The following is a 21,821-nucleotide window of genomic DNA, read 5'->3' on the forward strand; positions in this document are numbered from 1 at the left end:
AGTTAACGCTTGCACCTTGGAAGTCCGTGATTGGTTTTTGTTTGCGCTTAATCAGATCACATTCCAAGGTGCAAGTTCACTCTAATCTCATGATTTATATCAAAGTTATCAGGGGATTCCTCAGCGCCGCACTAAACGGCCGCAGAGAAGTCGCAAAGCGCCGTAACGGAGGTCTAGGCCACGTAGTGGCCGATGTTTGAGCGCCTTGTTATGCACTGTTGAATTCACCTACCGTAATTTTTTTATCACATCGAGTCTTTAAGTACTCGGCGTTGTAATCTTTAGATAAGTTATTCATCATGGGCCTGACTTTGTGAATTTGCTCAGTGAAATCGTTCGGCGTCCCGTCTCTATTAAAGCGGATTCGTCCTGCCTCAATTCCGTGTGCCCGGTGACGTTTTGCCTCGTCGTATAGCTGAAATCGTTCTGACGCTACAGCACACATTGCTTCCCGAACCATTCTTTCATCGGGGTCCTTATCTTTGATGCCATCGCCGTCACAACCAACAAGGAAAAGACAGAGACCTATCAAATATCGCAGATTCATGGCATTCCTATTTTTGTATAACCATTTATTAGAGAGACCTTGCAAGGTTCGCTACCTTGTAAGGTAGGAGACCAAGCATGTAAATAACTGGGAGCAGAGTTAACTTTTTGAGGGAGTTGATTGGCGTGTGGAGATTGGCTTTTTCATTCCCTGAATGGCGTGGTCGATGTTTGATTCGATTTGGCCTAGCTCTGTCCTTGATTGGTTACACATTAAGCTATTGGTCAAGTAGCAATCAACAAGTTCTGTCACATTTTTGTGCGCTTTTTTCTTAAAAATAATCACTTGTCCCAATGCTTACCCATTGAGGTTAAATCGAAGAGACGTTAGATACTCGGTGTAGATACGCCGGTGACCTTCGGTTTCAGGGATGAAACCGCAGAGCGGCCAGGGATGGCGCACAGCGTGTCACAGGCGTATCTGCACATAAGCCCACCGCAGGTGATAGATTGCCATGAAGGTGCGACCTTCAAGTCTCCTGTAAATACAAATGTGGCCAAATGTTTCTCACCAATCGGCACCCAATGACGCTAAATCGAAGAGACGTTAGATACCGAGTGTAGATGCATCTGCGGACGTCGATGGCAGGGCCAAAAATGTTCCCTACATTTTTTGGCATTCGCTACATCCATGTAGGTCAGATGATTTCGTAGAGCGGCCAGGGCCAAATATGTTCCCTACATATTCTGGCATTTCCTCCATCCTTGGAGGTCAGATGGCGCACAGCGTGTCACAGGCGTATCTGCACATACGTCGTTCTTTCACATCCCTGTGATCACGACATTGGTACTTCCATGTACTGCACCCGCCGGGCAGGCGATAGATTGCCATGAGGGTATGAACTAAAACTGACCAAGTAAGTCACAATCCCGCCTACCGTAAATAATCGTGCCCCTATTGCCGTCAGGCAATAAAAAACCACCCATTGTTGGGTGGTTTTCAGTTCATCTCAGCGACCCCTAAGGAGCTAAGTCTTAGGAAGTTAAGCCTTATTGATTCGAGAAGCTATTCTCAACCAACTTCTGCTTGTTTTCCGCCTGTGGCACGTGACACTGAGTACAGTTGAAATACTCATAGTTGAGCTTGTTGTCCGCCAAAATGTGCGACGAGTGGATCTCGGTCGCCTTCATGCGCTTGGCTTTCTTAGGGCTGTGACAGGTCATGCAGCCATTCTTCTTGATGCTGATCTTATAGTCCGCCTTGTGGGGGATCAACGGTGGCTGGTGGACGAAGCCACGCTCGATAGCCTGACCTTTTCTAGGATAGGTCGGCATCTCGTCGGCCGCGCGGACCGCGGTGATCTCGCCTTTTCCGAGTGAACTGACGTTCACGGGTTCGGCCGCAGGTTTGCTTTGCTGACCAGAACAGGCACCTAGCGCCATCAGCGCGACTAAAGTGAGTACTTTTTTCATTGGTTGTTCTCCGCCTTTAGGGCAATTCGATTTTGATACTGGAAAACGCGTTGGGCGCAAACATCGATACATCGGCCGCACTGGGTGCAATCGCTGTCGACTATCATGGGGTTGTCGCCCTTGAGGGCGGGCTTCAACACCTGCCGCTCGGGGCAGACCTCGAAGCAATCCATGCAGTTGTCGCATGCACTGGCATTGACCGCAGATACCTTGACCGGGCTCGCCTTGCCCAGCAGGGCAAACAGGGCGCCTGTGGGGCACAGATGGCCACACCAGGCCCGTTCACTGATGAAGAGATCCAGCAAGAAGATCATCGCCAGTATCCACAGGCCGCTACCGGCGCCAAACAGCAGGGCGCGATAGAGGACAGGCACTGGGTTGACCCACTCCCACACAGTGATCCCTGTGACCAGTGGCAGTAACAGCACCAGGGCCAGCAGGTAGTAGCGCAGGTTCCTGGGCATCTCGGCGGTGCGGGGCAGACGCAGCTTGCGCCTTAGCCAGCTCGCACTGTCGGTAACCAGGTTAACCGGGCAGACCCAGCTGCAGAACACCCGTCCACCCGCAAGCAGGTAGAAGAGGGCGATAAGCAGGGCGCCGACAAGCAGCGCTGTCTCGGGTAGGTGTCCTGTCATCAGCACTTGCAAGGTTACAAGGGGATCCGACAGCGGGATAGTGCCCAGTAGCTCGCTGGAAGAGAGATTGCCTTTGAGTACCCAGAGTCCCATCCAGGGACCTATGGCAAAGGTGAGTAGCACACACAGCTGGCTGGCACGGCGCAGGAACAGGAACTTGTGGGCGCGCCACCAGCCCAGTTCGTCTATCGCCGCCTGAGCGAAACGTGTCTGATCCGCACCTGGCGTCTTCATCTTCGTATTACTCATGCCGTTTGTCATAGTGTGAGCCCCTTGTTTAACATCTCAAGCGTGGTCTCTTCGGTGTTGATATAGGTATCGTGTGTTGCCGTCTTTCCGAGCGCGATATGGGCAGGCAAAACCTTGATAGCCGCCTCTTCCAACACGCAGGCATGTTCACACTTGCCACAGCCGGTACAGGTGTCGCTGTTGACCGTGGGCAGGAACATGGCGTGGTGGTCGCTGCGTTGGTTGTGCTGCCGTTCGAGCGTGATGGCGTTGTCGATCAAGGGGCAGACGCGGTAACAGACGTCACAGCGCAGGCCCTTGAAGTTGAGGCAGTTTTTCTCGTCGATCAGTACCGCTATCCCCATCTTGGCCTCGTCGATATTGGTCAAGGCGTGATCCAGCGACCCAGAGGGGCAGGCCTTCACACAGGGGATATCCTCGCACATCTCACAGGGCACAGTGCGCGCCGTGAAATAGGGCGTGCCCGTCGGTGCCCCCTCAAACCAGCGTGCCAGTTTCAGGGTGTCGTAGGGGCAGGCCTGCACGCAGAGTCCACAGCGCACACAGGCCGACAAGAAATCTTGCTCATCTAACGCGCCAGGCGGTCGAATCGCCATAGGATCAAGGTGTGAGGATTGCTTGGCAACCCCACTGACGCCCAATCCCAAGAGGCCCATGGCACAGCCTGCCTTAGCCGTAGTGGCTAAGAACTGGCGGCGGTTGACCCCCTTGGCTTTGCTATTGCGATTGACCTGGCTCATATCTAGCTCTTCATATCTGATGTTTGACTCAAGCGATTAAAGGGTTCGATGAACCGCTTTAGGCTTTCATCACTTTTACCGGACACTTCTTGAAATCCGTCTCTTTCGAGAGGGGATCCGTGGCGTCCAGTAACAACTTGTTGACCAGTTGGCGCGCGTCGAAGAATGGCATAAATACCACGCCTCGTGGCGGTTTGTTCCGGCCTTTGGTTTCAACACGTGTCTTGATTTCACCGCGAGGCGAGGCCACGACCACTTCATCACCACGCTTAAGACCACGGGCCTTGGCGTCGTCCGGATGCATGAAGATCTGTGCATCTGGGTAGGCGCGGTACAGCTCGGGTACGCGGGCGGTCATAGACCCTGTATGCCAATGCTCGAGCACGCGGCCCGTCGACATCCAGAGATCGTATTCTGCGTTAGGCTCTTCGGCGGCAGGCTCGTAAGGCAGGGCGAAGATCACCGCCTTACCGTCTGGCTTACCATAGAAATTATAGCCTTCGCCGGCTTTGACATAGGGGTCACTACCTTCGACGAAGCGGCGCAGCGTCTCCTTGCCTTCGACCACAGGCCAGCGTAGGCCGCGGGTCTCGTGGTAGGTGTCGAAGTCGGCTAAGTCGTGGGCATGGCCGCGACCGAACTGGGCGTACTCTTCGAAGATACCTTTCTGCAGGTAGAAGCCGAAGGCTTCTGACTCATCGTTCAGGTCGCCCTTGCAGTCTGAGGTGGGGAACTTGTTGATCACCCCGTTGGCAAACAGCACATCAAAGAGCGTCTTGTCGGCGTATTCAGGCTTCTTGGCCACCAGCTCGGCGGGCCAGACTTCTGACACCTTGAAGCGCTTAGAGAACTCCACCAGCTGCCAGAGATCTGACTTGGCGCCTTCTGGTGCCTTCACCTGCTGGTGCCACATATGGGTACGGCGCTCGGCGTTACCATAGGCACCTTCCTTCTCGACCCACATGGCGGTCGGCAGGATAAGGTCGGCGGCCATGGCGGTAACCGTTGGGTAAGGATCCGAGACCACGATGAAGTTGTCTGGGTTACGGAAACCTGGGTAGATCTCGTCGTTGATGTTAGGGCCGGCCTGCATGTTGTTGGTACACATGGTCCAGTAACAGTTGAGCTTGCCATCTTTGAGCATGCGGCTCTGCAGCACTGCGTGGAAGCCTGGCTTAGGCGGAATCGTGCCCTCTGGCAGCTGCCACAGCTTCTCGGCAACCGCTCTGTGCTTAGGATTCTTCACGACCATGTCCGCAGGCAGACGGTGGGCGAAGGTACCCACTTCACGTGCAGTACCACAGGCCGAAGGTTGACCCGTCAGCGAGAATGGGCTGTTACCTGGGGTGGCTATCTTGCCGGTCAGCAGGTGGATGTTGTAGAGCATGTTGTTGGCCCACACACCGCGCACGTGCTGGTTGATGCCCATGGTCCACAGGCTCATGATCTTCACCTTAGGATCGGCGTAGGCCTTGGCCAGGGTCTCGAGTTTTTCAGGCTCGACGCCACTCATCTTGGCGGCATATTCCAGGGTGTAGGTGCTGACGAACTTGGCATACTCGTCGAAGCTGATGGCGGTAGACTTGCCATTGCCCGGGTTCTTGGCCTTCTTCTCCAGCGGATGATCTGGACGCAGACCATAGCCGATATCTGTGGTGCCCAGGGCAAACTTAGTATGCTTGCTGACGAACTCCTTGTTTACCGCGCCATTCTGGATGATGTAGTTGGCGATGAAGTTGAGGATGGCAAGATCCGACTGAGGGCGGAACACCATAGGGTTGTCGGCCAGGTCGAAGCTGCGGTTCTCGAAGGTAGACAGCACATGTACGCGGCTGTCTGGCTTGCTCAGACGACTGTCTGACAGGCGTGCCCACAGAATTGGGTGCATCTCGGCCATGTTGGCGCCCCAGAGCACAAACTGATCGGCGGCTTCCAGGTCGTCGTAGCAGCCCATAGGTTCGTCGATACCGAAGGTACGCATGAAGCCACCCACGGCAGAGGCCATACAGTGACGGGCGTTTGGATCTATGTTGTTGGTGAGGAAACCTGCCTTATGTAGCTTAGCGGCGGCGTAGCCTTCCCATACCGTCCACTGGCCTGAACCGAACATACCGACTGCGGTTGGGCCCTTGGTCTTGAGGGTGTTTTTCCACTTCTCGGCCATGGTGTCGAAGGCCATGTCCCAGCTGACCGGGGTAAACTCACCCTCTTTGTCATACTGGCCGTTCTTCATGCGCAGCAGTGGCGTGGTAAGACGATCTTTACCGTACATGATCTTCGACAGGAAGTAGCCCTTAATACAGTTAAGGCCCTTGTTGACGGGACTTTCTGGATCGCCCTTGGTGGCAACGACTTTGCCGTTATTGGTGCCGACCAATACGCTACAGCCCACGCCGCAGAAACGGCAGGGGGCCTTATCCCACTTGATGTTGTCATTCTGCTCAGCGGCTTCCACAACTTTCACTGGCAGAGTGACGCCAACCGTGGTCGCAGCGGCAACTGCGGCGTTGGCTTTTAGAAACTCGCGACGGCTAATGCTCATGGTGTTTCCTCACTCTTTTCTTCTAATGGTTCAACTTGGTGATAGACAAGACTGCTTGATAACACCCCGCTAAGGGCGTTGATGGCTTCGACGTTATCGAGGATCGCACTTTGGGTGGCCCCCTCCAGGGTAATGATGAACTTACCCTCGTCGGTGACGGCGTGAATATCGGCGCCTGCAAGGGCGTTGATATCCTCTGTAACGTTAGCGACCTGGCCTGGGGCGGCGTGCACCACCAGGCTGGTCACATGATATTCCTGTGTCATGGGTTAACCCTTCTGTGGCGGCTTCACTTCCCGGGATATTGGCGATATTTAGGATGTTGGCCGCATTAGGATAGGATTCAGTCTAATCCTTGCTTTCGATAGGGGTATACCTCTTGAGGGGTAACTGATGCTTTTATCGATCGAGATCAAAGTTTTTCGTGTGACCTGCCTCTCAGTTCGAAATTTAAACAGTTTTTGGGACTGGACAACTTAAGTTTTAAAGCTCCTTAACAGTCGTTAATTTACGCAATGGTGTCTCTGGGGGGATAACCCGATGAGGAGTGAAGGAGATATCAGTCCCTATGGCGAAAGGCCCAGTTTTATTTGGGGTTACGCTAATTTAGTGATTCTGATTTTGCCGAGGGTAGAGATGAATGTGACACTGGAAAACGCGCGGGAGATCCCTGTATGGGATCTGTTTATTCGTCAGTTTCATTGCTCCTTGGTGCTGCTGTTTCCCCTGACCTATCTCACCGTGGGGGAGGATGAATGCTTGCTACTGCACAGCGATTGCGGCTATATCATCTTAGGTATATGAGTCTACCTGTTATCTAAGCGCTGGTGGCTAGCCTAGCTCTGCACCAACTAGTAACCGGTCAGCTCCATATAGCCTTGGCCTAGATGGGAGCCGCTCACCTGTATGGGGCCCTCCCAGTAGCGTACGCTCAGGGGCATTAGGCTATCTGGATTGAGGGGCGAGACGCTGAGGTTCAACTGCTCGCTGGGGATGGTTATCTGCCAGGCGATGGGGTAGCTGGCCCCGTCTATCTTCTGCCAGTCGGTCACTTTCATCGTGATGCCGCTGCTCGCTATGTTGCGGCCGCTGCCGTCGGCGAACATGCGCCGCGCACTGAAAAAGGGCTTTTCTTGGGAACTGAGCGGCTGTGATCTGAGCTGAAACAGCATCAGGGTAGAGGCATCGTCCAGTCGCAGGGCGAACCAGTCCCAGCCTTGCTGCTGACGGGTGAGAAACTGCGAGCTCCACTCCCTGTCCAGCCAGCCCTGGCCCTTGACCCTTTGACGCTTTCCATCAAGGGTGACTGTGCCCGTGATCTCGATGAAGGGCTGGCTGTAGTAGTAGGAGGCCACCGCGCCATCTGCGCTCTTGATGCTGTAACCCTCATCTCCCTGTCGTTGCAGCGGTGCGTCGCTAGTCAGTGTTAACTGATAGCTAAAGTCCTCGTTGTTAACCGCAAGTGTCGCCGGAAACAGATCTTCCCCCTCGCTCTGCCAGCGCCAGTCATCAAGGGCTATGGTGAGCGGTGAGGCTGTAGTGCCCGCCAGTTTTGGATGGCCGCGAGACCAACGCTCATTTGCCTTATGGGTATTACTTGTGGTTAGCGCGCTGTGGGCCATGTAGAGCTGATTGGTCGCCCAGGATGAGTTTGATGTCGGCGACTCAGGTGAACTAGGCGACAGTGCGATGCGAAACTGAGTCCACTGCAGCCCCAGTGGCTCGCCCGTGTCTGTAGTGAGGTTGGCGGTGAGATACCACCATTCCTGTCTGAAGTCGTTGTGGGCCAGGTGATCCTGAGGAAAGTTGAGCTTCTGTCCTGGGATCACCTTGGCATAGGCATCTGAGTCAGAACCATAGCCAGCATCAGAGCCCATGAGGTCCCCCATGCCTTTCGATTGTTGTTTGGGCGCATCGCAGCCCTGCAGCATCAGGCCAGGTAGCACCAGGCTTGCTAGCATTAGGGCGATGAGTCCAAGGGGCTGCCAGCGCGTCATATGACCTCCCGTTGCAGGCTCGACACCAAGGGGCGCTTGGTTTGTTGGTACAGGGGGAAGGCGACCGCCAGCGTACTGGCCAGCAGCGCCAGCCCCACCAGCTCGAGGTAGGCGAGCCAGTCCCACACCATGGCGATGGTCCAGCCGAAGGCCTGCAGGGTCACCTTATGGATCAGCAGATAGCCCAGCAGGGCGCCCGTAGGCAGGGCCACCAGACAGGTGAGCAATACCATGAGCAGCATCTGGCCGATCACCAGCCACACCAGCTGACGGCGATTGACCCCGAGGGCGTAGAGTCGCGCGATGGGCGCCAGCCGCGCCTGGGTTAGCATGTAGCAGGCGCTGAACAGGCCGATGGCGGCCACCATCAGGGTCAGGCTGTTAAGCACCTGGGTGATGGAGAAGGTGCGTTTGAACATGGTGATCGCCTGGGCCTTGATCTTCTCCTGGCTGTAGATCAGCGCCTGAGGCAGTTCAAAGCGAGTCTGGATCTGCTGGCTAAACTGAGTCACATCTGTGTTCAGGGTGAGGGCCAGGCTTAAGGGAGTCTCGCCGAGGTTTGCCCTGTGCCACAGGGATGGCGGGATGATCACCTCGCCGTAGGGATTGCCGTAATCATAATAGATGGCGCCTATGGTGAGCTCAGTCTCGCCCAGGGCCGTTATCTGTATCTTATCCCCCAGCTGCTTGCCCTGCTTGATGGCGAAGGGCTCGCTGACGAGGGCAAGTGGCGGCGTATCAGCATCGGCTGCGAAAAAAGCTCGCCACAGATCCGGCCTTGCCTGCTTGATGATGCTGGTGTGCTCAATAGAGTAAGGATCCCGGGTCAGCAGGAAGATGGGCGTCTGTTGGTAATGACTCTTGAGTAGCCACTGCTTATACAGGCCGGTCACCTCGGGCGCCTGGCTGAGCATCTTCTCTACCTCAGCCATCTGACTGGCGGGGGGACGCAGGTAGAGCTGAGCATGGAGCCTGGCATCCAGCCACTGCTTGAGGGTGATCTCGAAGCTACCTACCAGGCTGTTCATGGCGATATTGGCGGTGAGCGCCAGCAGCATGGCCATCATGGCCAGCGACAGCGGCGCCAGCAGCTCCCGGGTCTCGCTGATCTGATAGCCGATAAGCCCCTTGGGGCTAATTTTCTGTAGCAGGGCGATGAGGCGCCTGAGTTGGTAGGGCAGGGCCAAAGGAATGGCGATCACCACCAGACCCAGCAGCGCCATGGTAAGTCGGTAGTCCTGGCTCAGTGGCATCAGAATTAGGGTTATTACGCCCAGCACGCAGGCCAGCAGCATGAGGCGGTTTTGCGCCAGCTGGCTGCTGCGCTGCTGACTGAGTTGACCGCTGCTCTGGGCGAGGGGCTGATTGAGGAGCTCTCTTAAGAGGGAACCACAGGCCAGCAGGGCGGCGATCAGGGTCAGCAGACTAGCCTGGACCAGCCACTGCCAGCGCCACTGGCCCGGGAGTATGTTGGCACCATAGAGCTGCTCTAGGGTGACAGACACCATGGGCTGCAGCCAGAAGCTCAGCTGTAGCCCCAGGATAAAGCCGATGAGTGAGCCCAGCAGCACCAGCAGGATGAGCTCCAGGCCCAGGGCTATCATGATGGCGGCGCGGCGCACACCCTGCTGCTGCAGCTGAATGATCAGCCGTTTACGCTTGAGCAGGCTATAACGCACACCGTTATAGGCGATAAACAGGCCGACGATGAAGGCCAGCAGGCTCATGGCGGTGAGGTTGAGGTGAAAGCTGTTGGTGAGGGCCTTCATCGCCTCGCCATTATCGCTCTCCACCAGCTCGCCTCGACCCTTGATAAGTGAGGTAAGCTGCGGCTGGCGCTCGCCGGGCGGGTCAAACAGGGCGATATAGCTGAGCTCGCCTGGCTTGCCCAGTAGCTGCTGGGCGAGGGAGATATCCATCAACAGGCGATCGCCTAATTTGTAACCCTCATCGACCGCCACTACCTTGATACGCACCCCATTGAGGTTAAGCCAGGGCTCGGGCAGTCGCCTCGCCTGGGCCTCACTCATGACCAACATTGGCTCCCCCGCCAACATGGCCGCCAGTGGCAGGGGGCCGCTAAGGGGCATCTTGCTATCTGCAAACTCGTTTGCCTGCTCTTCTGTTTGCTGCTCGCTACTACTTGGCGCGATTGCGGATAGGGCGGCGATAAGATCGCTGCCGGTGACTTGCCAGCGATGCTGGGTGCTATCCAGTGCCGTGCCTTGGAGTACCGCCAGGCTGTGGTGGAATCCCTGGGCCCTGAGATCGAAGTAGAGGGACTCAGAGAGAGGCTTGCCCGGCTGCGGGGTGACAAGGTTGCTTGCCTGGGCGCTTAGCAGCTCACTGGCCTGGCCATAGCTGTCGATGGCGCTCTCGTTGGTGGCCCTGACGCCGGTCAGCAGGGTGACCGCCAGCACTATGCCGATCAGTATCGCCCCGGCCTGTAGTGGCGCCTTCCTGTAGTGGGCGACAAAAACCTTGAGGGTGAGTCTCGTGGCGTGCAGCAGCGCCTGCCCGCCCTTGTCAGCCCGCCTATTGATTCCAGCGTTAGCGCGCTTGTTAGTTATGCTGCTAGCGCCTCGGCTACTCATGCACCCGTCCGAGATCCAGGTGCCAGCGGCGCTGCATGAAGGCGGCGCATTCCATGGAGTGGGTTACCATCAAGATGCTGGTGTCATGCTCGCCCGCCAGGGCACATATCAACTCCATCACCTCAAGGCTGGTGGTCTGATCCAGGTTGCCTGTGGGCTCGTCTGCCAGCAGCAGTGCAGGCTTGTGGGCCAAGGCACGGGCGATGGCGACCCTCTGCTGCTGACCGCCGGACAGGGCCTCCACATGGCGCTTGAGCAGGGGCCTTAGTCCGAGCGCGTCGACCAGGTGATCGCACCAAGGGGTCCAGTCGTCTCCTTGGAGATGCAGGGGGAAGGCGATGTTGTCTTTGACGTTGAGCGGGGTGAGCAGGTTAAATTGCTGGAACACCACACCCAGCTGCTGGTGCCTGAACTTGCTCCAGCGGCAGTCGTCCCAGGTTCGGGTAACTTGGCTTAACAGGGTGAGGGCGCCGCTGCTGGGGGGCTCGAATCCGGCGATGATATTGAGCAGGGTGCTCTTGCCGCTACCGCTCGGGCCCGTGAGGGCAACCGTCTCGCCGAGGGCGATATTGAGATCTAGCCTGTCCAGCACCAGGTGAAACTTATCGCCGTCGTTAAAGCCTTTCGATATCTCACTCAGGGTCGCGACACTCGTCATTGCCCGTCCTTATCTATTTGATACCCAGAACCTAGATAGCGGCTCGTGGCATGCTCTCCATTAAACCCATTGCCCATTAAACCCATTGATAACCTTATCGATAGCAGATTGCAACTGCCTACCACAGTGCATCTTTCCGGGGGCGACGTCAGCCTATGAGTGACAGCTACCAACAGGGGGGTTAACGACCAAGAGGCGGCCCGTTAATCCTTTCGCATAAATGAGATGTCATCCTCTGGATTATCTAGCCCCCCAAGAATAACCCCTCTCTAGTGTGTTACGTAGCACGTTAGTGAAAGGATCGCTTTAGTCGTGTGATTGTGTTTGCTTCAGGGCAAGCCGCACCGAATGTGCGCGGCCAGGTTTGGGCATCAAAAAAGGCGCCAGAGGCGCCTTATTATGGGGAGAGCACTTTTAAGTGCGCGGCTGTTTACTCTTCTTCTAGCGAGTAGGGTAGCGGAACCAGTGTGAGCGTCGATGCCTCATCGCCCGCCACTCTCAGCTGGGCCGTCAACGGCGTATCGTTCGGCAGTACGGCGCTCAGTAGCAGCTGACCATCACGCTGCACAGCTTCCAGTATGGTACCGCCACGGCGATAACCCTCTTCACCATCTAGCTTGATCTCGAGCTGACTGCTTTCATCGATCGTCACATTGGCCGAGCCTTGGGCGATATAGAGGGCACGCTTGTTGCCGCCGCGATACTTCATGCGGGCCACGGTTTCCTGGCCCATGTAGCAGCCCTTGGTGAAGCTGATGCCATCGACCGCCTGTAGGTTACACATCTGCGGCACAAACTGGCTTTGATGACGGGCATAGACGTTGGGCAGACCGGCGGCGATCTCGACCGCCTGCCAGGCGCTGAAATCATAGATGGGCTGGTCTATCTTGCTCAGCAGCTCCTCCTGTGTATCGCTCTTGACCGCTATGATAAAGCACTCGCCGTCTCGTAGGAGCACGCCGCCAGGGATCTCGGTGAGCTCGGCTGAGATCTCGCCGAAGGTCTGGGTTATCCAAGCTGCGGCCTGCTCACCGCTGACGCCTAATAGACACCAGTCGTCGCTGGCATCTACCAGTTCCGCCTTGCTGAACACGGCATATTTCTGTAGCTGCGGCAGGTCGAGGGCCAGGGTTTCTCTTGGCATCATCAGCAGCAGGGCATCTTGATGGGCGAAGGTTCTGAAGCTGGCTAGCATCTTGCCTTTGGGATCGCAGTGGGCGCCCCAGCGCCACTGATCGGCTTCCAGAGAGGCGATATCTGTGGTCACCTGACCATGGATGAAGCTACTTGCCTGCTCGCCTGTGACAGAGATAAGGCCGAGATGAGAGAGTTGGCTGAAAACGATATCGGGTTGCGCCTCATTGAGGGGCCACTGAGGTTGAGAAACGGTAAGCGTCATATCATGTTCCTGGGCGAATGGGCAGATTTTGGTTTGTCCCCGGTAGGGACTCATTATCATCAATATAGGGGCGCAGGAAAAAATTTAAAGGGGCCCGGGGATGAATCTTTCAAATGAAGCAGGCGAATCTTTAAAATTATGATCCCTAAACGCTTTTGGTTTGGTATGCCAGACTGATTAGCGGCGCAAGTAGCTTCTCAGGCTCCACAGGCCAAACAAGATGATTGCCAGGCCCAAGAGGATATCGCCGAGCTCGTCGAGCTGAACGCCCCTGATAAGCCGCGACTGGCGCGGATCGTCCGGGTTGACATACACAGGGACCAGCTGACCGACGCCATAGGGCGCAAGGCGCTCCTCGGCAGCTTCTCGGGTGCGATCGCCGCTGTAATCTGGGTAGAGTAACTCGCCATGGTGTTTTATCCCCCGCCAGGAATATTCATAGCTGACTTCGGCCAGGTAAAAGTCGGTGCCGTGACGGGCGCCGCTGGGACGAAAGCGGCCGATATGATTAGTCAATACCTTAGCCTGAGCCTCAGACCAAGTGTAGCTGAGCAGGCTCTGGTAGCTATTGAGTCCGCCGCGGATGGTGAGCGCCGCCCCAAACAGCATGAGCGCCGTGAGTATTAGTGAGACTAAAATGTTTTTCTTATCCATGCCTTGCTCGATTCCTACGCTTACCTATGCTGTTTACAGCCGTCAGCCGGCGAATCATACCCTATTTAGACGGAGTTTCCAGGGCTCGCTGAGTCTAGGTGTGATCCATCTGCAAAGGAAAAGTTGGCAAAAGAAAAAGGCATCACAGAGTGATGCCTTATTATCGTGATGCTTCTCTATCTCAAAGAAGAGTGCAGTCTTAGTGCAGCAGACGAGTTCTGATGGTACCGTCGATCGCCTTCATCTCTTCCAGCGCCTCATCGGCCTGATCTGAGTTCACTTCCATTACCACGTAACCAATCTCTGCGGTGGTTTGCAGGTATTGAGAGGCGATGTTGATTCCCTTCTCGGCAAACGCCTGGTTAATCTTGATCAGAATACCTGGACGGTTATGGTGAATATGCAGCAGACGCGAGGTGTCTTTATGCTGTGCCAGCGATACCTCTGGGAAGTTAACGGCCGTCATGGTCGATCCGTTGTCTGAGTATTTCGCCAGCTTGCCAGCGACTTCGATACCGATATTTTCCTGGGCTTCCTGGGTGCTACCGCCCACGTGTGGCGTGAGCAGGACGTTATCCAGGCCGCGCAGCGGGCTGACAAACTCGTCGTTGTTCGACTTAGGTTCGACCGGGAAGACGTCGATGGCGGCGCCGACGATATGATCGCTGCGGATCGCCTCGGCCAGGGCGTCAATATCCACCACAGTGCCGCGAGAGGCATTGATCAGTATGCTGCCCTGACGCATGGCGGCCAGTTCAGTGCTGCCAATCATGTTCTTGGTCTGCGGCGTCTCAGGTACATGCAGGCTCACTACGTCGGCGAGCGACAGTAGTTGTTCAAGCGAGTGGATCTGCTGCGCATTACCCAGAGGTAGCTTGTCTTCGATATCGAAGAAGATGACGCGCATGCCTAAGGTCTCGGCCAGGATCCCCAACTGAGTACCTATGTGGCCATAGCCTATTACCCCAAGGGTCTTACCGCGGGCCTCGAAGCTGCCATTGGCGCTTTTGAGCCAGCCTCCACGATGGGCCAGGGCGTTGCGCTGTGGAATGCCACGCAGCAGCATGATGATCTCACCCAGTACCAGCTCGGCGACGGAGCGGGTATTGGAAAACGGCGCGTTGAACACCGGAATACCCAGTTTCTCGGCGGCGGCGAGATCGACCTGGTTGGTCCCAATACAGAAACAACCTACGCTGACCAGCTTTTCAGCCTTGTCCAGCACGGCCTTGGTGAGTTGGGTACGGGATCGGATGCCAACGAAGTGAGCATCTTTAATCGAGGCTAACAGCTCCTCTTCCCCCAGTGATGCCTTGTGATATTCGATGTTGTTGTAACCTGCACGCTTGAATACATCTACCGCAGATTGGTGGACGCCTTCCAACAGCAGGATCTTGATCTTATCCTTGTCCAGCGAATGTTTCGCCATGATTTAGGTACCCTCTTGCTCAATTGTTGCTAGGTGAGTATCGCTCTCGGGGACAAATTTTACTCGGCTTTCGCTCTGTGGCCTGAAACCAATGAATGCTCATCGTCTTGGTGTTGGCCTAGGCCTGAGACGACGAACTTCTACGGATGGCAGGACGCTGAGCCCAGTCGGGTAAGGTCGGTGGAGGTGCTATGCCGTTTGTGGCTTACTTGTGTAGAATGGCTACACAGAGCGAGCGTTTTAGGCGCAAAGCCCCCAAACCTTGGTAAAAATGCGCCCAGAAAGGTCTACAAGCCCTGTTCTTGTGGTGATTTTTATCTGTTGCCTGTCAATGCCTCCACAAAATAGCACCTTTTTTAGTCAGTGTGGAGGGCTAGATGGCCAAAGTTATTATTCTGATATTAAAACAATATCATCTAAGGAGTTCTTATTTTGAATAAAAGCGCCCTGTGGCTCACAATTTTTTTCGCCGTGCTGATCTGGTCAGGGATAGAACCCAAAGATAGCTTTACCTGGTTTTTAGAGGTAGCCCCCGCGCTGATCGCCCTGCCTATCCTGTTTCTGACTCGCAAAAAGTTTCCGCTCACCTCCCTGGCCTACGGCCTTATCTTGATCCATGCCATCATACTCATGGTAGGGGGGCACTATACCTATGCCGAGGTGCCGCTGTTCGATACCATAGCCGACTGGATGGGCAGCGAGCGCAACAACTATGACAAGGTAGGCCATTTGGCCCAGGGCTTTATTCCTGCGCTGCTGGCGCGTGAGGTGTTTCTGCGTCTTGAGGTGGTGAAAAAAGGCGCCTGGTGTCATTTCCTGGTCTGCTGTTTCGCCCTGGCGCTGTCGGCGTTTTATGAGTTGATCGAGTGGTGGGTGGCACTGGCCACGGGGGAAGATGCCGAGGCATTCCTGGGGACTCAGGGTTATGTGTGGGATACCCAGTCTGATATGGGGATGGCTCTGATAGGTGCCTTAGCCAGCCTGATACTGCTTTCTCGCTGGCACGACAGACTGCTGCTTAAAGTGAAAAAGTAATAATAATCTGTAGCTTGCCTATCACATCAGAAGCATTATTATATGTTAATGATGTGATTAATTAGCTTTATATAACTAATAGTGATAACTATTCTCACCGGAGTTAGTTAATATAGCCGACATACTTTTTTACTAGTCATGGCCACATAAATTCAGTGCTATCTATGACTAGGGGGAGTGAAGTTTATAAAGATCAATAACAGGGATAGCTTACTCACTATGGTTGACTGCGTTGAGATGCTTTTCAGGGAGAGAAGCGTATGAGTAAAATTGACGAACTGGTTTTTCTTCATCAGGATTCGACACCATGCCATCTGGCCGTTCTGGCCGAATCGATAGGCTTAAAGACACGTATCGCGCGCCAGGTCGGCGATCTGGATCCGGAGCGGGATCGTAATAGTTTCTACCTCATCGCCCAGAAGGGCGCGGCGCTGGACAGCAAGGGCGTGCCCTTGATCGTCGCGCGTCTATTACCCCATGTGCCCATCGCCCTCTATCAGGTTGAGCGTGGTAGCCTGGAGCCTGAATCGGCCCTGTTGCTTGGGGTGCGTGGCCTGCTGTTTTCCGATCAGCGTATGGATCTGTCGCTCACCGGTCTGCGTAAGATGGTCAACGATGAACTTTGGTATGACAGGCCCTTGATCTCTAAGGTGTTCCGTCAGCTTGTCAGTCGCCAGGATAGCGGTGTCGAGCTGACTCAGGATATGGTTGCCATGTTGCAAAAGCTGACCAGTCGGGAGCGCACCATCATACAGCTGGTCTCCAGTGGTGCCCGCAACAAGGAGATCGCCGATCGCCTCTGTATCAGCGAGCATACGGTTAAGGCCCATATTTCCTCTATCTTTCGTAAGACACAGTCACGTAATCGGGTCGAGCTGTTGCGTTGGTCCCAGGCAAACGCCTGTCATTTCGAGTTTTGTTAAACTCTTAGCATCTTCATTGCATAGGCCCAGCTTTTGCTGGGCCTATTTGGTTTTAGGGCATGTTCCGAGTCGCTATTTTAGACGGAGCCGAACGTTAAGTTTGATTTGGGATGAGTTGCCTGCTCATCCAAGTTGCGGCTTGTCACACTTTCAACATTTCGCCTCACTGTCGATAAAAACGTCTATTTGACTCAAATACAAAACCACGGTTTGTTAAAACGCTGAGTATTTACACTAGTGCTAAATTAAGTCGGCTGTTTAAATACTCAGAGTTATCTATTGTTTTATTTAATATTATCTAACCCTTCGGTGAATGAATATCGATGGTATTCACTTTTATATCGTGAAACCAATCGGTTAATAATGACTTACTAATATGATTCTTGTTTTCTGTACAGATATTAACCGTATTTTATAAACATAATGTTCGCTATTTTGGAATGTGATATTGATCACAAATCGGCTTGAGCACTTCTGTAACAATCTCGCCGCACGTTAATAAAAATTAGCGGCATTATTATAAAAATGGGGTTGAACAATGGATAATGTTAAGAAGTTGTCAGTGCTTGCGCTGTCAATAGCCGCGGCTTTGCCCGTTTCTGCAAAAGCCGACCTGCTGATCACCGAATATGTTGAAGGCAGCAGTTTTAATAAGGCGATCGAGCTGTACAATTCTGGCGATACCGCCGTAGATCTTACCGGTTACAAGTTGGTGCGCTACAAAGATGGCGATACCACCGCCTCCGATATGGTAGCCCTAGATGGACTCACCATAGCTTCCAAAAAACTCAAAGTCGTCGTACACCCAAGTGCCAGTATCGCCCTAGGTAGCGATGTCGACAGCAGCACAGCGAGTCTCTCCTTTAACGGCGGCGATGCCGTGGCACTGGTGAAAGATGGTACCGTAGTGGACATCATAGGTGCAGTGCCTACGCCATCTGGCTGGGGAAAGGATGCCACCATACAACGCAATAGCGATGCCCTTAGTGCCTCTGATGTGTTTGTCGAAAGCCAGTGGAAAGTATTGCCTGTCGACACCTTTACCGGTCTGGGTAACTTAGATGGCAGCAGCGCACCGACCGAGCCTGAAGAACCAGTCTTTAGCTGCAGCGGTGCCAAAATCACACCTATCTACAGCGTACAGGGAGCCGGTAAGTCTAGCCCGCTGATCGCCGATGGTGACTATGCTTCTAAAGAGGAAGTCACTATTCGCGGTGTGGTTACCGCTCGTGGTGACAGCTTGTTCAAAGGCTTCTACCTGCAGGAAGTTCAGGGCGACGGCTCACCTTATACCTCTGACGGTATTTTTGTTTACCTGGGTGAAGCGGCTGGTGAAGAGATCCAGCCTGGCGTCGAGGTGTGTGTTCAAGGTCTGGTGAAAGAATACTATGGCCTGACACAGGTCGACATCAAGGCCGACAAGAAGATGGAAGTGGGCGAGAATCTAGGTGAACTTGCTGTGCAACCTTTCTATGTCGCCGACGGCGAGAGTCTTGGCGATGCGCTAGAGCGTTTCGAAGGCATGCATGTGGTACTCGATGCCGGTAGCGACATGAAAGTCAGTCGTACCTTCAGCTATGACTACGATGCACGTCGCAACAACATGATGTTGTCGCACAAGGCGCCGCTGATGAAGCCAACACAGCTTTATCCTGCCATGACAGACGAGGCGATTGCGCTTGAGAAGAAAAACCGCGCTAACCAGTTGTTTATCGAGTCTGATTTCAAGGCGAAGAACGGTGAAGTGCCTTATTTCCCAACCTTCAATGCCGAGACTGGCTATATCCGTGTGGGCGATCAGCTGACTAACCTTCAAGGTGTGGTGAGCTATAGCTATAACCAATATCGTCTGGTTGCCACTAATGAAATTGTGGCCGGTGACTTCATTCGTGGTGACGATCGTGTCGATACGCCAGAAGTTGCCACTAAGGGTGATATTCGAGTAGCCAGCTTCAACGTGTTGAACCTGTTCACCAGCGACAGCGATATTGGCGGTGATCTGAACGCGACCTGTAAGGATCAGGCCGATGCCGATGCGTCGAGAGGTTGTGGTCGTGGCGCACATAGCCTAGAAGACTACCTGTTGCAGCGTACTAAGATCGTGAACGCATTGAAGGAGATGAACGCCGACATCATTGGCTTGATGGAGATCGAGAACAATGGCTTTGGTGAGAACAGCTCTATTCAGTATCTCGTCAACGATCTCAACGCCAATTTGCCTGCCGCCGATGCGTACAAGTTTATTGAAGTTGCGGATGCAGATAAGTATAAGGGCCAGTTTGTCGGTGGTGATGCGATTACCGTGGGTCTCCTGTATCGTCCTGGAAAGGTTCAGCCAACCAATGATGCCTTTGTCATCGAGACGCCAGAGCAACATGCACCGGCTGGTATCACGACCCGTGGCGAAGGTGATGCGGCGCAATCAAGCCCTGCGTTTGACAAGTATCAGCGTCATAGCTTAGGTCAAACCTTCACGGTAAATGGTGAGAAGCTAACCGTAGTGGTTAACCACTTCAAGTCTAAGGGCTCAGGCTGTATCGAAGACTGGTCGAATTTCGAAGACAGCAGCGATCCTGCAGATCTTCAGGGCAAGTGTAACGAGTTCCGAGTCTCAGCCGCCAAGGTGATCGGTGATGCCTTGCAAGACGTTGAAGGCGATCTCTTAGTGATCGGCGATATGAACGCCTATGGCCTGGAAGATCCTATCCGTGTGCTGACCGATTATGACGCGGCCAACTCAGATCGTGACATCATGACGGCATCTTGGACCACTCTGGGCGGTAAAGTCTACGAGCGCGAAGGCAGCAAGATTGAGAAGGGCTATGGCCTGATCAACCTAAATACCCAAGTGCACGGCGCCGATACCTACTCTTATAGCTACAGTGGCGAGTTGGGTAACCTTGACCATGCATTGGCGAACACTAGCCTGGCAGAGCGTGTGCTTGATATTCAGGATTGGCACATCAACTCTGTGGAATCTAACTTGTTCGAATATAGCAGCAAGTACACGGGTGATCTCGAGAAGTCTGAAAATGCCTTCTCAGCATCGGATCACGACCCTGTGATCGTGGCGCTAAACTATCCTGCGCCTGAACCTAAGCCAGAGCCAAAGCCGGAAGAAAAGGATGATGACGGCGGTTCACTAGGTTACCTGGGACTGATGTTACTTGGATTGGCTGGTCTGCGTCGTCGCAACTAGTCTGCCGAGTCTCTCCAAAGCCAGCTGTTCTCCCCAGCTGGCTTTTTTTATGCCTTAAGCACTTCATTGCTTGGGCTGTTATCCTTTCTACCCAATTCTGTTTCATCTCTTTAGGCGCAAGTTTGGCGCTATGTTAGCGGCTGTTTTCCTTTGTGTAGCATGATGGCATCAATTCTGCGGCTTAGGTAACGCTGTGATATTTTTCTGTTTTTCATCCACTCATCGGTCTTGTTTCTTGGCATTTTCAGGATAAACTGTCGCGCGTTATCGGCTTTGCCCTGCAGTGGCATCCCAGCGCCGATTGCGAGCGAGATTTACCTGTTACCCTAGGTCTTCATTCGTCACACAAACCCACTTGATGCGGCCAATCGGCGGCAAACGAGACTAACAATTCAGGGCGGATGAAGGCCACCCCCAGTTGACTCCCCATAGCGACGCTCTGGTAAGCGCCATGGCTTTTCCGGCTCCCAATCTCCTATATCTTATTGCGGCTGGACAAAGTAGACTATTTGCTCATTTTTTGTGAGTGATGGAATGAGATATGAGCATTTGGTTTAGACCCGTTACCCTGGAAGATTGTGCCAAGATGGACGCCGGTATGCATGGCAAAGGCACCCTGATGCAGACCCTGGGGATCACCATCAGTGAGATCGGCGAGGATTACATGAAGGCGACCATGCCGGCATCACCTGCGGTGCACAACCCGCTGGGGATAGTTCATGGTGGGGCAAATGTGGCCCTGGCCGAGACGGTAGCCAGCTATGCGGCCAACTTCGTGGTGGATTTTGAGCACTACTATTGTGTCGGCCAGGAGATCAACGCCAATCACCTCAAGGCGTCGCGCAACGGTACCCTGACGGCGACCGCCAAGCCGGTTCATCTGGGCAAACGTAGCTCAGTATGGGAAGTCCTTATTCATAACAGTGCCGGCGAACTCTGCTGTATCTCCCGTATGACGGCTGCCGTGGTCAAACGCCAGGCCGTAGTATGATGCCTCTAGGGCTGGCACCGCTCTGGCGTACACCAGGCAAGCGCCTGACATGCATCTGAATTAGTGAGATAATTTTGTGAGTTTGGCTGCCACTTGCGCAGCTCGGTGCCATAATTAGGGAAGCGGTGTTTAAGGGTTAAGGAGTGCCTATGGAAACGGCAATAATTTGGGAATGGGTGGGCTATCTGGCCTCTGTGGTCGTTGCCATCTCCCTCATGATGTCAAATATCAAGAAGCTGCGCTGGTGGAACCTGATCGGTGCCGGCCTGTTTGTCGCTTACGGCCTGGCTATCGGCGCCCTGCCTGTAGCGCTAGTGAACTTCTTCATCGTGCTGATCGATATCTTCTATCTGGTGAAGCTGTATCAGGTCGCCAAGGTTAAGCTGGACAAAGAGACCTAATCCAGCGTTTACGATTTTGGTTGATGAGCCGCTTATCGAGGGGCTCATCAACCGTGCCCGCTTTGTGTCATTTCCCGTTGCTTTGTATGCTAATCTTCCATGCCGCTGTGCAAACAGCCTAGTTATCGGCATAACTCTTCTGCAGTTAAAGTGACTAGCGTGAGTCGCGGTTGCTCTTTTCCCCTTTTCGCTGAGCTCTCAATGAGCCCTCTGCTGGGATGAGTCGTTTCCCTGTCCATTATCTACCCCCTCTTAGCTCTCACTCTCTCTTTTAATCTAAAAATCAGTTTAGAGTTATCAGTTTTAATCGTTTTATGTTTTTCTGATGCTCGACTAATCTTGCTACATCGACAAGTGAAATGGCTAAGCGAGCCGCCCGGTGTCATTGCCTAGCGCTCTAGGTGAGCGCTTAGAGG

Annotated in this window: 18 protein-coding genes; 6 read left to right on the forward strand and 12 right to left on the reverse strand. The window is 54.0% G+C overall.

Going from position 1 to position 21,821, the window contains the following annotated elements:
- Positions 1–208 precede the first annotated feature (208 nt).
- The 6 genes from GNT65_RS20210 to GNT65_RS20235 all read right to left on the reverse strand — a co-directional run bounded on the left by GNT65_RS20210 (position 209) and on the right by GNT65_RS20235 (position 6,391).
- Entirely contained in the window at positions 209–547 is a 339-nt protein-coding gene (locus tag GNT65_RS20210; RefSeq protein WP_160798970.1) for a hypothetical protein, read from the reverse strand.
- 989 nt (positions 548–1,536) lie between these two features.
- Positions 1,537–1,959 carry a nitrate reductase cytochrome c-type subunit gene (locus tag GNT65_RS20215; RefSeq protein WP_160798971.1) on the reverse strand — a complete coding sequence of 141 codons (423 nt, stop codon included), beginning with the start codon at positions 1,957–1,959 and terminating at the stop codon, positions 1,537–1,539.
- The gene (napH, locus tag GNT65_RS20220) at positions 1,956–2,843 is read right to left on the reverse strand and encodes a quinol dehydrogenase ferredoxin subunit NapH (protein WP_420853541.1); all 888 of its coding nucleotides are present in this window, start codon (positions 2,841–2,843) and stop codon (positions 1,956–1,958) included. Before napH ends, GNT65_RS20215 begins: the two co-directional genes overlap by 4 nt.
- An 8-nt stretch (positions 2,844–2,851) precedes the next feature.
- Entirely contained in the window at positions 2,852–3,583 is a 732-nt protein-coding gene (gene napG, locus GNT65_RS20225; RefSeq protein ID WP_160798973.1) for a ferredoxin-type protein NapG, read from the reverse strand.
- A gap of 58 nt (positions 3,584–3,641) precedes the next feature.
- On the reverse strand, positions 3,642–6,125 hold the full coding sequence (napA, locus tag GNT65_RS20230) for a nitrate reductase catalytic subunit NapA (protein ID WP_160798974.1): 2,484 nt from the start codon (positions 6,123–6,125) through the stop codon (positions 3,642–3,644).
- Positions 6,122–6,391 carry a chaperone NapD gene (locus GNT65_RS20235; RefSeq protein WP_160798975.1) on the reverse strand — a complete coding sequence of 90 codons (270 nt, stop codon included), beginning with the start codon at positions 6,389–6,391 and terminating at the stop codon, positions 6,122–6,124. The genes napA and GNT65_RS20235 overlap by 4 nt, the downstream gene beginning before the upstream one ends.
- 370 nt (positions 6,392–6,761) lie before the next feature.
- On the opposite strand from GNT65_RS20235, the gene GNT65_RS20240 reads away from it, so the two are divergent.
- Entirely contained in the window at positions 6,762–6,929 is a 168-nt protein-coding gene (locus GNT65_RS20240) for a hypothetical protein (RefSeq protein ID WP_181006389.1), read from the forward strand.
- A 47-nt stretch (positions 6,930–6,976) separates the two neighbouring features.
- Here GNT65_RS20240 and GNT65_RS20245 read toward each other — a convergent pair whose 3' ends face one another.
- The 6 genes from GNT65_RS20245 to serA form a co-directional block, all read right to left on the reverse strand.
- Positions 6,977–8,122 carry a lipocalin-like domain-containing protein gene (locus GNT65_RS20245; RefSeq protein ID WP_244952238.1) on the reverse strand — a complete coding sequence of 382 codons (1,146 nt, stop codon included), beginning with the start codon at positions 8,120–8,122 and terminating at the stop codon, positions 6,977–6,979.
- A complete protein-coding gene (locus GNT65_RS20250; RefSeq protein WP_244952239.1) occupies positions 8,119–10,716 on the reverse strand; it encodes an ABC transporter permease in 2,598 nt (865 codons plus the stop codon). The genes GNT65_RS20245 and GNT65_RS20250 overlap by 4 nt, the downstream gene beginning before the upstream one ends.
- Positions 10,709–11,374: an ABC transporter ATP-binding protein gene (locus GNT65_RS20255; RefSeq protein WP_160798976.1), complete on the reverse strand. Its 666-nt coding sequence runs from the start codon at positions 11,372–11,374 to the stop codon at positions 10,709–10,711. The genes GNT65_RS20250 and GNT65_RS20255 overlap by 8 nt, the downstream gene beginning before the upstream one ends.
- Positions 11,375–11,804: 430 nt before the next feature.
- Positions 11,805–12,773 carry a tRNA-modifying protein YgfZ gene (gene ygfZ, locus GNT65_RS20260; protein WP_160798977.1) on the reverse strand — a complete coding sequence of 323 codons (969 nt, stop codon included), beginning with the start codon at positions 12,771–12,773 and terminating at the stop codon, positions 11,805–11,807.
- A 177-nt stretch (positions 12,774–12,950) separates the two neighbouring features.
- On the reverse strand, positions 12,951–13,427 hold the full coding sequence (locus GNT65_RS20265) for a DUF3592 domain-containing protein (RefSeq protein WP_160798978.1): 477 nt from the start codon (positions 13,425–13,427) through the stop codon (positions 12,951–12,953).
- 199 nt (positions 13,428–13,626) lie between these two features.
- On the reverse strand, positions 13,627–14,856 hold the full coding sequence (serA, locus tag GNT65_RS20270; protein ID WP_160798979.1) for a phosphoglycerate dehydrogenase: 1,230 nt from the start codon (positions 14,854–14,856) through the stop codon (positions 13,627–13,629).
- 432 nt (positions 14,857–15,288) lie between these two features.
- Here serA and GNT65_RS20275 point away from each other — a divergent pair, with 432 nt between their 5' ends.
- From GNT65_RS20275 to GNT65_RS20295, 5 genes are all read left to right on the forward strand, one after another.
- A complete protein-coding gene (locus tag GNT65_RS20275) occupies positions 15,289–15,891 on the forward strand; it encodes a DUF2238 domain-containing protein (protein WP_160798980.1) in 603 nt (200 codons plus the stop codon).
- A 260-nt stretch (positions 15,892–16,151) separates the two neighbouring features.
- The gene (locus GNT65_RS20280; RefSeq protein ID WP_160798981.1) at positions 16,152–16,814 is read left to right on the forward strand and encodes a helix-turn-helix transcriptional regulator; all 663 of its coding nucleotides are present in this window, start codon (positions 16,152–16,154) and stop codon (positions 16,812–16,814) included.
- Positions 16,815–17,352: 538 nt separating this feature from the next.
- The gene (gene exeM, locus GNT65_RS20285; RefSeq protein WP_160798982.1) at positions 17,353–20,013 is read left to right on the forward strand and encodes an extracellular exonuclease ExeM; all 2,661 of its coding nucleotides are present in this window, start codon (positions 17,353–17,355) and stop codon (positions 20,011–20,013) included.
- A gap of 541 nt (positions 20,014–20,554) precedes the next feature.
- Positions 20,555–21,004 carry a PaaI family thioesterase gene (locus tag GNT65_RS20290; protein WP_041510029.1) on the forward strand — a complete coding sequence of 150 codons (450 nt, stop codon included), beginning with the start codon at positions 20,555–20,557 and terminating at the stop codon, positions 21,002–21,004.
- Positions 21,005–21,153: 149 nt separating this feature from the next.
- Positions 21,154–21,405: a YgjV family protein gene (locus GNT65_RS20295; RefSeq protein WP_160798983.1), complete on the forward strand. Its 252-nt coding sequence runs from the start codon at positions 21,154–21,156 to the stop codon at positions 21,403–21,405.
- The last annotated feature ends 416 nt before the right edge of the window (positions 21,406–21,821 follow it).

The sequence above is a fragment of the Shewanella insulae genome, assembly GCF_009831655.1.
Classification (GTDB): domain Bacteria; phylum Pseudomonadota; class Gammaproteobacteria; order Enterobacterales; family Shewanellaceae; genus Shewanella; species Shewanella insulae.